The organism is Mesorhizobium huakuii (assembly GCF_030160235.1).
GTDB lineage: Bacteria > Pseudomonadota > Alphaproteobacteria > Rhizobiales > Rhizobiaceae > Mesorhizobium > Mesorhizobium huakuii.
The window spans coordinates 1-838 of record NZ_BSNY01000036.1; the positions used below are offsets into that span (position 1 = coordinate 1).

1 pseudogene is annotated in these 838 nt (G+C 71.8%); it reads left to right on the plus strand.

Annotated features, from left to right (window positions below):
• A pseudogene (locus QQK95_RS19450) lies at positions 1-785 on the plus strand (helix-turn-helix domain-containing protein); the annotation flags it as partial.
• Between the last annotated feature and the right edge of the window lie 53 nt (positions 786-838).

Here is an 838-nt window from a genome sequence, read left to right on the forward strand (position 1 = left end):
CCGCGCATGAACTCGCCGTCGCCGGCATCGCCATGCGGCGCCTGCGGACCCGGCCGGCGCGCGCGGCGCTGGAATGGGCGCGCAACGCCGCCCGGCAGGCCGGCATTCCCGGCCTCATGGCCGAGGTCGCCACCGCGTCGCTCGCGCTGGAAACACCGGCGGCGCGGCTGATCACCCAAGGCACGGAGCGGCCGTTGCTGCTCGAAGAGGTCGAGGCGCTGCAGGAATCGCCGGCGCTGGTCGTCGATGCCTTTCGCTACACCGTGCGTGCCGGCGACAGAACGGTCTCGCTGGCGAGCCGGCCGGTGCTGTTCGCGCTGGCGCGGGCACTCGCCGAAGCCTGGCCCGGGGATGCCTCGCGCGAAGAACTCGTGGCGCGGGCCTTTGGCGGCAGGCATGCCGATGAATCGCACCGCGCCCGGCTGCGCGTCGAGATCGGGCGGCTGCGCGCCGAGCTCGCAGCACTTGCCGACATCAGCGCCACCAAACGCGGTTTCACGCTGGCGCCGCGCCAGGCGCGTGCGGTGATGGTGCTGGCGCGGCCGATCGAGGAACGCCACGCCGCCGTGCTGGCCTTGCTCGCCGATGGCGAAGCCTGGTCGAGCTCGGCGCTCGCGCTGGCGCTCGGAACCGGCCAGCGCAGCGTGCAGCGGGCGCTCGAGCCGCTCGCCGAGGCCGGCAAGGTGCAGTCTTTCGGCCACGGCCGGGCGCGCCGCTGGATGACGCCCCCGGTGGCCGGTTTCACGACCACCTTGTTACTCCCGGCGCCGCTGCCGAACGGCTAAGGACGTGTCGATAATTTATCGCGCTAATTTTTGGGATTGCGGCTTGATTGTAT